General features: G+C 56.3%; 13 protein-coding genes. 3 read left to right on the top strand and 10 right to left on the bottom strand.

Annotated features, from left to right (window positions below; genetic code table 11):
- Window positions 1-18: 18 nt before the first annotated feature.
- The 9 genes from rpsR to AC6I6N_RS12685 all read right to left on the bottom strand — a co-directional run bounded on the left by rpsR (window position 19) and on the right by AC6I6N_RS12685 (window position 7309).
- On the bottom strand, window positions 19-291 hold the full coding sequence (gene rpsR, locus AC6I6N_RS12725; protein ID WP_003802444.1) for a 30S ribosomal protein S18: 273 nt from the start codon (window positions 289-291) through the stop codon (window positions 19-21).
- 89 nt (window positions 292-380) lie between these two features.
- Window positions 381-698 carry a primosomal replication protein N gene (gene priB, locus AC6I6N_RS12720; protein WP_094196005.1) on the bottom strand — a complete coding sequence of 106 codons (318 nt, stop codon included), beginning with the start codon at window positions 696-698 and terminating at the stop codon, window positions 381-383.
- 13 nt (window positions 699-711) lie between these two features.
- A complete protein-coding gene (rpsF, locus tag AC6I6N_RS12715; RefSeq protein WP_003802446.1) occupies window positions 712-1110 on the bottom strand; it encodes a 30S ribosomal protein S6 in 399 nt (132 codons plus the stop codon).
- Window positions 1111-1253: 143 nt separating this feature from the next.
- The gene (gene folE2 / locus AC6I6N_RS12710; protein WP_094198287.1) at window positions 1254-2057 is read right to left on the bottom strand and encodes a GTP cyclohydrolase FolE2; all 804 of its coding nucleotides are present in this window, start codon (window positions 2055-2057) and stop codon (window positions 1254-1256) included.
- Window positions 2058-2206: 149 nt separating this feature from the next.
- Window positions 2207-4072 carry a 1-deoxy-D-xylulose-5-phosphate synthase gene (gene dxs, locus AC6I6N_RS12705; protein ID WP_094196004.1) on the bottom strand — a complete coding sequence of 622 codons (1866 nt, stop codon included), beginning with the start codon at window positions 4070-4072 and terminating at the stop codon, window positions 2207-2209.
- Window positions 4073-4185: 113 nt separating this feature from the next.
- Window positions 4186-5094, bottom strand: coding sequence for a polyprenyl synthetase family protein (locus tag AC6I6N_RS12700; protein WP_108727901.1), 909 nt, complete (start codon window positions 5092-5094; stop codon window positions 4186-4188).
- Window position 5095: 1 nt separating this feature from the next.
- The gene (locus tag AC6I6N_RS12695) at window positions 5096-5362 is read right to left on the bottom strand and encodes an exodeoxyribonuclease VII small subunit (RefSeq protein WP_094196002.1); all 267 of its coding nucleotides are present in this window, start codon (window positions 5360-5362) and stop codon (window positions 5096-5098) included.
- 194 nt (window positions 5363-5556) lie between these two features.
- Window positions 5557-6408, bottom strand: a complete 852-nt coding sequence (locus tag AC6I6N_RS12690) for a sulfurtransferase (RefSeq protein WP_094196001.1) — start codon at window positions 6406-6408, stop codon at window positions 5557-5559.
- On the bottom strand, window positions 6401-7309 hold the full coding sequence (locus tag AC6I6N_RS12685; protein ID WP_094196000.1) for a DMT family transporter: 909 nt from the start codon (window positions 7307-7309) through the stop codon (window positions 6401-6403). Before AC6I6N_RS12685 ends, AC6I6N_RS12690 begins: the two co-directional genes overlap by 8 nt.
- 245 nt (window positions 7310-7554) lie before the next feature.
- On the opposite strand from AC6I6N_RS12685, the gene htpX reads away from it, so the two are divergent.
- Window positions 7555-8436, top strand: a complete 882-nt coding sequence (gene htpX, locus AC6I6N_RS12680; RefSeq protein ID WP_094195999.1) for a protease HtpX — start codon at window positions 7555-7557, stop codon at window positions 8434-8436.
- Window positions 8437-8679: 243 nt separating this feature from the next.
- Window positions 8680-10344 carry a Na/Pi cotransporter family protein gene (locus AC6I6N_RS12675; RefSeq protein WP_094195998.1) on the top strand — a complete coding sequence of 555 codons (1665 nt, stop codon included), beginning with the start codon at window positions 8680-8682 and terminating at the stop codon, window positions 10342-10344.
- Window positions 10345-10448: 104 nt separating this feature from the next.
- On the opposite strand, the gene polA is transcribed toward AC6I6N_RS12675, so the two are convergent.
- A complete protein-coding gene (polA, locus tag AC6I6N_RS12670) occupies window positions 10449-13166 on the bottom strand; it encodes a DNA polymerase I (protein WP_497943552.1) in 2718 nt (905 codons plus the stop codon).
- On the opposite strand from polA, the gene AC6I6N_RS12665 reads away from it, so the two are divergent.
- On the top strand, window positions 13165-13833 hold the full coding sequence (locus tag AC6I6N_RS12665; RefSeq protein ID WP_094195996.1) for an LOG family protein: 669 nt from the start codon (window positions 13165-13167) through the stop codon (window positions 13831-13833). The two genes, polA and AC6I6N_RS12665, sit on opposite strands and share 2 nt — an antisense overlap.
- The last annotated feature ends 41 nt before the right edge of the window (window positions 13834-13874 follow it).

The raw sequence follows: 13874 nt of genomic DNA, 5'->3' as shown, positions 1-13874 counted from the left end.
GACTAAGGTTCCTCTGGATTATTTGTGGTTGTCGGTGTACGGCAACAGAGCCAGGAAACGAGCGCGCTTGACAGCGGTGTCCAGCTGACGCTGGTAGTGGGCTTTGGTGCCCGTCAAACGTGCAGGGATGATCTTGCCATTTTCCTGGATGAAATCACGCAGGGTGTCCAGATCTTTGTAATCAATTTCTTCAACGCCAGCGACGGTGAAGCGGCAGAACTTGCGGCGTTTGAACAGTGGGTTCTGTTGTGCAAATTTGCGTTTTTTGTCTTTGCCTCTACGGAAAGCCATTTTGTGCCTCGTTAGTAACCGGGCTATACCCGGAAGAATTCAGTGTGAAGCGAGGTGTTGAACACTTCGCGACGATCGAGCCAGACCAGTCAAACCGTAACAGAGCCTTGTCCCGGAAAGTGGCGCTGGTAGTGCTGTATATGCAGCACCAGACGCGTCGAGCCTTTACGGGCGGGGGCAATAAAACCTTGTAGTTGCAAACGGGCTCCCAAAGGAGTGTCTGCCAGACCCAATGCATTATTTCCCAGAGCCACTGCCTGCATCGTCAAAGCGATTTGCCGGGAGTGACCGGCTTCCATTACGGAAGATTCGTGTTCCAGAACCAACTCCAGAGCTGGGACACCCGCCGGCGTATAACGCAAGGGCTTGATGTCGATAAGCTGACCGGCAAGAGAGAACTGGTTCACGCAGTCGGAGCTATTACTCTTCAGCTTGAGCTTCAGCGTCAGCGGCTGCAGGAGCGCTGGCTTCAGTACTTGCTTTACGTGCTTCTTCGCGTTCGACGGACTTCATCATGACCGAAGCGCCTTCAGGGGCTTTCTTCGTGCCAGCGACGAGGTAACGCAAGATAGCGTCGTTGTAGCGGAAGGAATGCTCCAGTTCGTCCAAGGTGGACTGACCGCATTCGATGTTCAGGCACACGTAGTGAGCCTTGACCAGTTTCTGGATTGGGTAAGCCAGTTGACGGCGGCCCCAGTCTTCCAGACGATGAATAGCACCGCCTTCGGAAGTAACAATCGCCGAATAGCGCTCGATCATGGCGGGCACTTGCTCGCTTTGATCGGGATGCACAATGAACACTACTTCGTAGTGACGCATGGAACAACTCCTTGTGGATATCGCCTACTACCTACTGCAAACACAGTCAGGCACCAAGCGCGACAGCCCGCCCATTCAATCCGGGTCGAGCAAGAAACCATAGATATTAGCACCAAGAAAGGCTGGCTGACAAGCCAAAAGCCTTAACCCTGCACGCTTGCGTAGGCAGAGTGATTATGAATCGACTCAAAATTCTCGGCTTCGATGCTATAACGCAACACTCCGGGCAGGCTACGCACACTGACGGCCACATCACGCACCAGGTCTTCGACAAACTTAGGATTGTCGTAAGCGTATTCGGTGACGTATTTTTCGTCAGTGCGCTTGAGCAAGCCCCACAGCTGACAGGACGCCTGTTCTTCAACCGACTTGATCAGCGTAGGCAAATCCAGCGCAGCCGGATCCGCAAACACGGCCTGCACAGTGACGTGCGAGCGTTGATTATGGGCACCGTACTCTGAAATTGCCTTGGAGCACGGGCACAGGCTGGTGACGGGAACCAGCACAGATAATTCAAATTCGGGCTGGGCATCCACACCGACGCGCGCCGTCCAGCTAACGGTGTAATCCATCAGGCTGGCTACTCCCGATACGGGCGCCACTTTTTCCAGAAACACGGGGAAGGTGGCCGTCATGTCACCACGCCCGGCACCGAGCAAGGGCAACATGGTCTGGGCCATCTGCACAAAACCGGCAGGCGTCATGGCTTGACGACGATACTCTTCCAGCAAAGCCACAAAGCGCGACATATGGGTGCCTTTTTCTTCGGGCGGCAAGGCCACCGTCAACTCCCATTGCGCCACGGTGGGCACGGCCTGCCCCTGCAGGTCCAGCATCATCGGATGCCGCACCCCGCGCACACCCACGCGCTGAATCGCAACACGGCGTGTATCCATGCTGCTTTGCACATCTGGCATGGCCAAAGGCGATTCCGACACTGTATTCATATCCATCAGGTTCAGCCACGACAAAGCCGCAACCGCAAATAAAAACAATAATGAATTATTATCTTACGCTTATAGCAAGCGAGCTTCGATAACCTTAGCAAGAACACGCATATTGGGGTATTTAACACCTCAAATACGTCGCAATTGCCTTACACCTCAAACAAACTTGAGAAACGCTCACGAATTGAACGCTCGATGCCTGCGGCATCCAGACCCAGATCCTGAGCTATTTTCTTCTGATCACCGTGGTCAATGAACTCGTCAGGGTAGCCCAGTTGCAGCACGGGCATCACCAGCGCATCACGGCTGACAAACTCCAGTACCGCGCTGCCTGCGCCACCCATCAAACAGCCTTCTTCCACCGTCACAAAAGCCTGATGGCTTTGTGCCAGCTCTTGCAGCAAGGCTTCGTCCATGGGTTTCACAAAACGCATATCCACCACGGTAGCGTCCAGAACCTCGGCCGCTTTCAGGGCCTCGTGCAACACGGGTCCGAAAGCCAAAATGGCCAGATTCTTGCCTTGGCGACGCAAATTGGCCTTGCCCAGCGGCACAGTGTTCAGCGCCTGGTCTACTTCAGCACCGATACCTGCTCCACGAGGATAGCGCACCGAGCTGGGGCCTGGATGCTGGTAGCAACAGGTCAGCAACAAGCGGGTTTCGTTCTCGTCCGACGGGGCGGCGACCACCATGTTTGGAATGCAGCGCAAAAAGGCGATGTCGTAATTACCGGCGTGCGTTGCCCCGTCTGCGCCCACAATACCGGCACGGTCCAACGCAAACGTAACATCCAGATTCTGCAAAGCCACGTCGTGAATCAGTTGATCGTAGCCACGCTGCAAGAAAGTGGAGTAAATCGCCACAACAGGTTTTTGTCCTTCACAGGCCAAGCCACCCGCAAACGTAACGGCGTGCTGTTCGGCGATACCCACATCAAAATAACGACGGGGAAACTGCTGCTCGAACTCCACCATGCCACTGCCTTCACGCATGGCAGGGGTAATACCGTATAGGCGCTGGTCCTGCTTGGCCATATCGCACAACCACTGGCCAAAGATCTGCGTAAACGTCGGGCGCGGCTTGGTCGTTGGCTTAACCAAACCCACCGAAGGATCGAACTTGCCAGGGCCGTGGTAGAGCACCGGGTCTGCCTCGGCCAGCTTGTAACCCTGCCCTTTACGGGTCACCACATGCAGGAACTGCAAACCACCCAGATCACGCAGATTGCTCAAGGTAGAGACCAGCGCGTCCAGATCATGGCCGTCAATCGGGCCTACGTAATTAAAGCCCAGCTCTTCAAATAGCGTGGCCGGAGACAAAATCCCCTTGGCATGGCCTTCAAACTTGCGAGCCAGATCCAGAACGGGCGGCACATGCTGCAAGACAGCACGGCCCACATTCTTGGCAGCGGCGTAAAAGCGGCCCGACATCAGGCGAGCCAGATAATGGTTCAGGGCACCTACCGGCGGGGAGATCGACATGTCATTGTCGTTCAGCACCACCAGCACATTCACATCGGGGGTGACACCGGCATTGTTCAGGGCTTCAAAGGCCATGCCAGCGGTCATCGCCCCATCGCCGATCACGGCAATGTGCTGACGCTCGATCCCGGCATTGCGCGAGGCCACGGCCATACCCAATACCGCGGAAATCGAGGTCGAGGAATGTGCGGTGCCAAAGTCGTCGTACTCAGACTCGGAACGCTTGGGGAAACCGGAGATGCCATCTTGCTGACGCAAGCTTCCCATCTGATCGCGCCGGCCAGTCAGAATCTTGTGCGGATAGGACTGATGACCCACATCCCACACGATACGGTCATGGGGCGTCTCGAACACATAGTGCAAGGCGGTGGTCAATTCAACCGTGCCCAGATTGGACGACAAATGCCCACCGGTTTTGGATACGGACTGCAGAACAAACTCGCGCAGTTGTCGTGCCAGCTCGGGAAGATCACGTTGATCAAGCTGGCGCAAGTCGGCGGGAGACTGAATCTGCTCTAGGGAAACGGTTGTCATACTAAAGACGTCTATCCGGGCAAATAAGTGAAACGACTGTCCAAAGACAATCGCCAATCGGCTATTGTAAAACGCTTCGCGGCCTGTGCCAAAGTAGCACAGGCCCACGTCGCTTAATGATTGCGGCCCACGATATAGTCAGCCAGTTGCATCAGGCGCGCAGCGGCAGGCCCCAAGGGACGCAAAGCCAACTGAGCCTGCTCATTCAGGGCACCGAGCAACTCGCGCGATCCGTCCATACCCAGGATGGAGACATAGGTAGGCTTGTTATCGGCCGCATCTTTACCGGCTGTCTTGCCCAGCGTGGCGGTATCGGCTGTCACATCCAGAATATCGTCCACGACCTGGAAAGCCAGACCGACGGCCTGGGCATACTCTTCCAAACCATTACGTACAGTGGATGAGGCACCCGCCACAATACCACCCAACAACACGCTGGCCTGCAACATGGCGCCGGTTTTCATGCTGTGCATTTCTTGCAGTTGATCGCGGTCCAGGGCAATGCCCACGCTTTCACAATCAATCGCCTGACCACCAGCCATGCCGGCACTGCCCGCAGCCTGAGCCAATTGGGTAATGGCTTGCACGATCAAGGCAGGGGCAATCGGCATTTGCGCCAACAGCTCGAAGGCCAAGGGCTGTAAGGCATCGCCTGCCAGCATGGCGCAGGCTTCATCAAACTGGACATGGGTAGTTGGGCGACCACGACGCAATTTATCGTCGTCCATGCAAGGCAAATCATCATGAACCAGCGAGTAGGCGTGAATCAACTCCACCGCCGCCGCAGCCAGCTCCAATGCTTTCAGTTGGGCAGCCGCCATAGGCTTGCCTTGCAGGGCGGCCTCGCCTGCGGCATAGACCAAGGCAGCACGCACACGCTTGCCACCACCCAGCACACTATAGCGCATGGCTTCGTGCAAACGAGCAGGTTCCTGGCTGACAGGGGGCAAGGACTGATCCAGTACGGTCTCAGTTTGCTCAACCCGCGCCTGCAGCCAATCAGAAAAACTGGTAGAACTCATCTTAACTATCTCCAACAGCCTCATCCCCCGACAAGGGACGCAGCAGATTGCCCTGCAATACACTGACCTGTTCCTGGGCAAGGTCTAGTTTGCGCTGACACAATTGGGCTAACTCCACACCCTGCTCGTAAGCCTGCAAAGCCTGCTCCAGCGGCAGCGCCCCGCTTTCCATGCGAGCGACCAGCGCTTCCAATTGCGCCAGAGCGGACTCAAAATCCTGCTGGTCTGGCGCCTGGGCACTTTGATTATCATCGCGAGATTTAACCATAACTATTCCTGATCAATGAGGGCCGTCCGGACTACCTGAGGCCACAATTGGATGTGGCATTGTACGGGAGCCTGTGGCTTGCCGCCCTCCCACGAGGACGCTTTTTACCGGGGGCGCCGAGCCTTAGAGTCACCTGACAGTAAAAAAGCCGCTTTGGGGCGGCTTTCTCAGCACCAGAAGTCTCTTGCCTTTGACTAGCTGCGCGCAACAGGCCGGCTGGCGTCACTGACCCATTCACTCCAGGAGCCTGGATAAATGCGAGAGCCAGACAGCCCTGCCAATTCCATGGCAAAAAGATTGTGACAAGCCGTAATACCCGAACCACACTGATGGACCACCATCTCTGCCGAAATCGTCCCCAGCAAGTCCTGATACTCCTGACGTAGCTGCTCAGCCGGCTTGAAGCGCCCTTGTTCATCCAGATTATTAAGGTGCGAACGGTTCAACGCGTCGGGGATATGACCCGCGACCGGGTCCATCGGTTCCACATCTCCGCGATATCGTTCGGCAGCGCGCGCATCCAGCACGGTGAAAATAGGTTTGGACAGGTTCTTCAGTACCTGATCCGTTTGCACGGTAGGCATGGCCGCCTGTTCAGGGATGCTCAATTCAGCCGCTGCCGGGGCGGGCCTAGCCGGGCCGCTTTCTTGGGCTCCGCCCAGTTGTTGCCAGGCCTGCCAGCCACCATCCAGAATGGCGACCTGGGGATGCCCCAACCAACGCAGCATCCACCACATATGGCTGGCAAACAAGGAACCCTGGGCATCGTAGACCACAACCTGCATGCCGTCACGCAAGCCGCTTTGCTGCAAAAGCTGGGCCAGCACCTGACGACTGGGCAAAGGATGACGGCCATTCAGCCCGGTCTTGGGAGCAGCCAGATCAACCTCGTGATCCAGAAACACCGCACCTGGAATATGCCCCTGCTCATAAGCGCGTCGTCCTGCTTGATGGTCGATCAAGTCATGGCGTACATCCAGAATCAAGCACTCTGAGTTATTCAGATTGGCCTGGACTTGTTCTGCGCTAATCAGAAATTCAAACACGTTCTGCCTCCTTGACGGGAGCCCGCTCGGCTGCCGCGGCCTGACCTCGCAAGATACGATCCTCGCTGTAGGTGCGCCAGGCTGACAACAGGCCAGACCCGATAATCAATGCCATACCTGCCCAGGCTACCCCGTCAGGCACATCCCCCCAGAAAGCGATACCAATCAGGGCGGCGAAAATAATGGTGGTGTATTGCAAGGCTGCGGTCAACAAGGCCGAACCCAGTCCAAAAGCACGCGTCATGGTCAGTTGCCCAAACAAACCAGACAAGCCTACGCCCAACAGGGACAGCCAGGCGCGCCAGCTCAGTTCGCGCCAACCTTCCCACAAAAGGCCAACCAGACTGGAGCATACGACAAAACAGGAAAACAGCAGCACGGTGCGCCATTCAGGCTCACCTGAACGTCCTAGAGCACGTACCTGCATCATGGCCACCGCGCTCAAAGCGCCGGCGCATAGGCCCAGCATGGCAGCCCACCATTGATCGGGCGTAATACTGGGACGCAGCACACCGATCACACCCAAAAAACCCAAGAGCACCGCAATCAGACGCACAGGGTCGCGCTGGGTGCCACCCCAGGCCAGCATCCAGAAAGCAATAAATAAGGGAGCGGTGTAATTCAGGCTGACGGCCGTGGACAAGGGCAGATTTGCCAGGGCCAGAAAACCCAACCACATGGAACTGACCCCGGAAACGTTACGCCGGATATGCAGCTTCCAACTTTGAGGGGCCAGCCGCAAACCACGGCTCTTGGCCCAGAACACTAACAGCAGGACCGAGGGCACACCCCGGAACAAAACGATTTGTGCCATCGACGCCCCAGCATCGGCGGACACTTTGACACAGGCCCCCATAATGGCAAACATGGCGCAGGCTACCAGCATCCACAATGACTGCATGTGATCAGACCAAATCAGTAATAAGGGAAAGCCACTACTATACTCTCCGCCTTGCAAAAGTGGCTCGGTAACCCCATATCCAGACCAGTTAGACCACAGCTTGAAAGACAGCTCAAGAAACTATCTTGATCAAAAGCTGACTAAAGGCTGAATCTTTTATTATCACGCCTGGAATCAAGGCTAAAATTCGGGCCGATCGTCTTTCCACGGTCACGATTTCTTTTGTCATACCGGAATCCGCATTCATGAAACGAATTGTCCTTTTTTTAATAACCAACTTGGCCGTCATGCTGGTGCTCAGCGCCTCCATGAATATTTTGGGTGTGGGACGTTACCTGAACGCGCAAGGTCTGGATCTGACTCAATTGCTGATTTTCTCGGCCTTGGTCGGTTTCACCGGCGCCATCATTTCCTTGCTGATGAGCAAGTGGATGGCCAAGCAAAGCGTGAACGCGCGTGTCATTGATCCCAACGCCCCCGCCAACGCGGAAGAAGCGTGGCTGGTCGATACCGTGCACCAACTGGCGGACCGCGCCGGTATTGGCCGCCCAGAAGTGGCTATTTACGACGGCGAGCCCAACGCGTTTGCCACTGGCGCCTTCAAGAACGATGCTCTGGTCGCCGTGTCCACAGGCTTGTTGCGCGGCATGACCGAAGAAGAAGTCATGGCGGTGCTCGGTCATGAGGTTGCCCACATTGCCAACGGCGACATGGTCACCCTGACCTTGATCCAGGGCGTGGTGAATACCTTTGTGATCTTCCTGGCCCGTCTGGCTGGCTACTTTGTGGACCGCGTGCTGTTGCGCAACGATCGCGACGTGGGCATGGGTTACTACGCCTCGGTTTTTGTGTTTGAGCTGATTTTTGGCGTGCTGGCCTCCATCATCGTGGCCTGGTTCTCCCGTCAGCGTGAATACCGCGCCGATGCCGGTTCCGCCCAGTTGCTGGGTTCGCGCCAGCCCATGATCCATGCTCTGGCCCGTCTGGGTGGCATGGCTCCTGGTGAGCTGCCCAAGAACTTTGAGGCCTCCGGTATTTCGGGTGGTCGTTCGATCAGCGCGATCTTTGCATCCCACCCTCCTATCGCGGCACGTATCCAGGCTTTGCAAAACGCCCAATCGGTCTAAGCACACCGGCAGCCTGAACGGCACAACCCAACAAAACGCCCCAAAAGCACATAGGCTTTTGGGGCGTTTTCATTTCTTAGTGCAAACTGCCTCCTTGCCATGCATAGCTCCCCTGAAAATATTAGACCAACCAGAGTCGGCCAGCCCCTACAGTCCAAGCGCGGCATAAGCCCCAAGACCTGAGTGTGCTCCCCCTAATTCTGAGACTCACGCTTGTAAGATGCGCTGGGCTATTATTTAGCCATGAAAGAAATCTTCGCACTTCTCGATTTCGGGGGATATATCGCTTTGCTCCTGTGGGGTATCCACATGGTGCAAAGCGGTGTGCAACGCGCCTTCGGTGCCGAACTGGGCATCTGGATGGGTCACGCATTGGGTCGCCCCCGTCGCGCCTTTTTTGCGGGTGCGGCCATTACCGCCGCCATTCAAAGCAGTACCGCCACCGGTCTGATGATTACCAGCTTTGCCGCCACCGGCATGGTTGCCCTGGTTCCGGCCCTGGCCGCCATGTTGGGCGCCAATGTGGGCACGACGCTGATCGTGCAACTGCTGTCCTTCAAGATGACCGCGCTGGCTCCTGCCCTGATTCTTCTGGGTGTTTGGTTGTTCCGCTCGCAAGAGCCTGGACGCCGACGCGACCTGGGCCGCGTCTTTATTGGCCTGGGCCTTTTGCTGCTGTCCTTGCATGAGTTAGTGGGCCTGTTCTCGCCCATTCAGGACGCCCCCCTGCTGCAAACCATTCTGGAAGCTCTGGCAGGCAGTCCCATGACGGGTATGTTGCTGGCGGCACTGCTGACCTGGGCCGCGCACTCCAGTGTGGCTATTGTGGTGCTGATCATCTCGCTGGCCAGCCATCAGCATATGGACCCGCAGCTAACCTACGCGCTGGTGCTGGGTGCTAACGTGGGTACCGCCATCAACCCGATTCTGGAAGGGGCTGGCAGCACGAAAGACCCAGCCAACAAACGTGTGCCCATAGGCAACTTAGGCACACGTGTGTTTGGCTGTCTGATTGGCATGATTGTGTTGCCCTGGATTCCGGATTTGATGAGCTGGTTCACCGATGAACCCGCCCGTGCCGTGGCCAACTTCCACACCTTCTTCAATCTGGCCGTGGCGGCCTTGTTCCTGCCTTTGCTCAAACCCTATTCGCGCCTGCTGAGCCGTTATCTGCCCCGTCGCACCGACCCGGATGATCCTGGCCTGCCTTTGTATCTGGACCAATCTGCCCAGGAAGTCCCTGCGGTGGCCCTGGGCAATGCGGCGCGGGAAGCACTGCGCCTGTCTGATATGTTGCAAGAGATCCTGGACACGGCCCGCCAGAACATGCTGAGCAATAGTGCCCAAAGCATTAACCATGCGCGCTATATCAGCAATGCCGTCAACCGTCTGGAGCCATTGATCACTACATATCTGGCCAGCATGGATCAGGAAAACCTGAACAAGAAAGATACGCGTCGCCTGAACGATATTCTGACTTTTTCCACCAATATCTCGCACGCCGCCACCATCAGCGTCAATGGCTTGCTCAGCCATACGGCCAAGCTGCGCAAACAGGGCTGGATACTGCAAACGGAAGAGCAAGCCGAGATCGGCAAGGTCATGGACAGGCTAATTCGCAACCAACGTCAGGCCGCAGCCCTGTTTGTAGCCGAGGACGTCAAAACGGCCCGCTTCCTGGCGTTTGAAAAAGACTTTTTCCGCGAACTGGAAGTTGCAGCTGCGGACCGTCATCTTCGCCAGATCAAGGCCGGTCAGTTGGACGTTGCCGAGCAAGGCTCCTTGTATCTGGAGATCTTGCGTGACGTGCGCACCATTAACTCCTATCTGGTCAGCGCGGCAGCCTATCCGATTCTAGCCAAGCACGACGAGCTGCTTCCCAACCGGGTACGCTCCAACGAGGACTAGATACATCATCAAAGCGTGCCACACCCGGCCCGCGAAACTCCAGCGACTCGAAAACAAGCAAGGCGACCATCAGGTCGCCTTGCTGTTGAGTCCATAAGAAGCCTTTAGTGCGCCTGTTCCCAGTTATCGCCCACCCCCACCTCGGCAACCAGTGGGACATCCAGCTTGGCCACATTGCACATCAGGCCAGGCAGGTTTTCACGCAAAATATCCAGCTCGTCCTCAGGTACATCGAATACCAGTTCGTCATGGACCTGCATCACCATCTGCGTGCGCAGGCCCTTTTCTTCCAGCCAACGCTGCACAGCCACCATGGCCATCTTGATCAGGTCAGCCGACGTGCCCTGCATCGGTGCATTAATGGCGGCACGCTCTGCACCGGCCATGCGCGGCCCTTTTGCACCTTTCAGTTCCGGCAGCCATAGGCGGCGACCAAACACGGTTTCCACATAACCTTGCTCATGAGCCTGGGCTTTGATGCGAGTCATATAGCTGGCCACGCCAGGATAGCGAGCGAAGTAGCGATCAATATAAGCACGGGCAGCATCACGGGTAATGCCCAGGTTGCTGGCCAGACCAAACTCACCCATGCCGTAGATCAGACCAAAGTTAATCGCCTTGGCGGCACGGCGCTGGTCAGAGCTAACATCTTTGGCATCCACACCAAAAATCTCGGCAGCGGTCGCTGTGTGCACGTCCCCACCCTGCTCAAAGACCTGCTGCAAATTGGCGTCACCCGATACATGCGCCATCACACGCAATTCGATCTGGGAATAGTCAGCCGAGACCACTTTGCCCAACTCGGACACGAAGGCGGCACGAACACGACGCCCTTCTGCCGTACGCACCGGAATGTTCTGCAAGTTAGGATCGGAGGAGGCCAGACGCCCGGTTATCACGGCAGCCTGTGCATAACGGGTATGCACACGGCCACTGTCCGGATTCACCATTTTGGGCAGCTTGTCCGTATAAGTGGACTTGAGCTTGGCCAGACCACGGTACTCCAGCAGCACCTGCGGCAAGGGGTAATCCTGAGCCAAGCGGGTCAAGACGTCCTCGTCAGTAGACGGAGCACCACTGGCCGTTTTACGAACCACCGGAATACCGAGCTTGCCGAACAGAATCTCGCCCACTTGCTTGGGGGAGTTCATGTTGAAAGGCTGGTCGGCCAACTCGTAAGCCTTGTTTTCCAGCTCCAGCATTTTTTGGCCCAGCTCGTGGCTTTGACGCGCCAAGGTAGGCACATCAATCTTGACGCCATTGCGCTCCACAATCGTCAGCACATCCGAAGCCTGCACTTCCAGCAAATAAATACGCTCCAGACCTTCTTGCTTGGCCACTTGAGGACGCAGGCACTGATGCAAACGCAAGGTGTAGTCCGCATCTTCACAGGCATAGTGAGACGCAACAGGGATGTCCACCTCGTCAAAACCGATCTGCTTGGCACCCTTGCCGCAAATATCCTCGTAAGACGTGCCTTTCAAACCCAGCCATTGCAAGGCCAGCTCATCCATGCTGACGCGCTTGTGCGACTGCAAGACATACGCCTGCAACATGGTGTCCTCGCGGATACCGCGCAAGCTGACTTTTTCATTGAGCAGGACATGCGTATCGTATTTGGCATTGTGCAGGACCTTGGCCGCCTCTGCGTTTTCCAGCCAGGGACGTAGAGTTTCCAGCACATCGTCTTTATTCAACTGCTCTACATCCAGCGAACCACGGTGAGCAACCGGCACATAAAAAGCCTGACCCGCCTTGACCGATACAGACAAGCCCACCAGACGCGCCATCAAAGGGTCCAAGGACGTGGTTTCCGTATCCAGCGCCACCAGCTCGGCCTTCTCCAGCAGGCTTAGCAAGGACTGCAATTGCTCTTTCGTCGTGACGGTCTGATAATCCAGCTCAGCGGGTGCCGCAGGCGTTTCAGCCTGGACGCGGGCATCCTGGGCAGGCACGCGCTTGGGATCATCCGTCAATTCACGCAACCAGCTGCGGAAACCATAGGTTTCATAGATATCCTGCAACACAGCATTGTCACGGGGCTCCGGCTCCAGCGCACCGAAGTCACCCGTAAAACCAGGCACCTCACAATCGAGCTTGACCGTCACCAGCTTGCGCGTCATTTCAAAGTTAGCGCTGAAATCGCGCAGATTCTGGCCAGCCACACCCTTGATTTTGTCGGCATGCTGCAACAACTCATCCAGGCTGCCATATTCACCTAACCACTTGGCGGCTGTCTTGGGGCCCACCTTGGGTACGCCCGGAATATTGTCCGAGGTGTCGCCAATCAGCATCAAATAATCGATAATCTGATCTGGGCGTACTCCGTACTTATTGGTGACCCCCTCTATATCCAGCTTTTCGTTACTCATGGTGTTGACCAGCTGCACATGCTCATTGACCAGCTGGGCCAGGTCCTTATCTCCGGTAGAGACTACCGTCTCGATACCGTTTTCGGCCGCCAGACGAGAAAGTGTGCCGATGATATCGTCAGCCTCCACGCCGGACTGACAAATCAGATGCCAGCCCATGGCGCGTACCGCTTTGTGAATAGGCTCTATTTGCTCCGCCATATCTTCGGGCATGGGGGGCCGGTTAGCCTTGTATTGATCGTACAGATCGTCCCGGAAGGTGCGGCCCTTGGCATCGAAAACGCATACCATATAGTCGGCCTGATAATCCTGTAGCAGGCGGCGCAACATATTGATGACCCCGTACAAGGCGCCTGTAGGCTGGCCTTGCGCGTTTCGCAGATCAGGCATCGCATGGTACGCTCGGTACAGATAGCTGGAACCATCAACGAGCAACAAGGTTTTTTTCATGTCTAACAATAAAATCGTCCGTTTACCGGCCTCTGAGCAGATTCCTACCATCATGAAGGAGCTGCAAACTGCGGTCGATACATTAAAAGAAATGGGTGCTGGCGTAAGTGTTTTCGGCAGCGCACGCATCAAACCCGGCCATCCTTACTACGAACTGGCCCAGAAACTGGGCCGTCGGCTGGCCGAAGCGGGCGTCACCCTGATTGCGGGCGGCGGCCCTGGCCTGATGGAAGCCGCCAATAAAGGCGCATACGAAGCAGGCGGGCAAAGTGTTGGCCTGAATATACGCTTGCCCCACGAAACCACCAACAATCCTTACCAGACGCACAGTCTTCAGTTCGAATACTTCTACTCGCGCAAGGCGACCTTTTTCATGCACAGCTGGGCCTACATTGCCCTGCCTGGCGGCTTTGGCACCCTGGACGAGCTGTTTGAAGTCATGACCCTGGTTCAAACAGGCAAAGTCCCACCCGCCCCCATTGTACTGATCGGCACTTCCTTTTGGTCCGGCCTGATCGACTGGATTGGTGAGCATTTAATGGAGATGGGGCTGATTGGCCCCAAAGACCTGAATTTACTGGTCCTGACCGACGATTTGGACGAGGTCATGGGCTACATCAACCAATGCTGCGTGCTGCCTAGGGCGGAACCCGCATTGCCCCAGTAAGGCGTACGGGTTAAATTTGCAGTCTTTCTTCGGCCCTCCAT

Source organism: Alcaligenes sp. LTN-3 (assembly GCF_059735605.1).
This window is presented reverse-complemented; position numbering and strand designations above follow the sequence as displayed.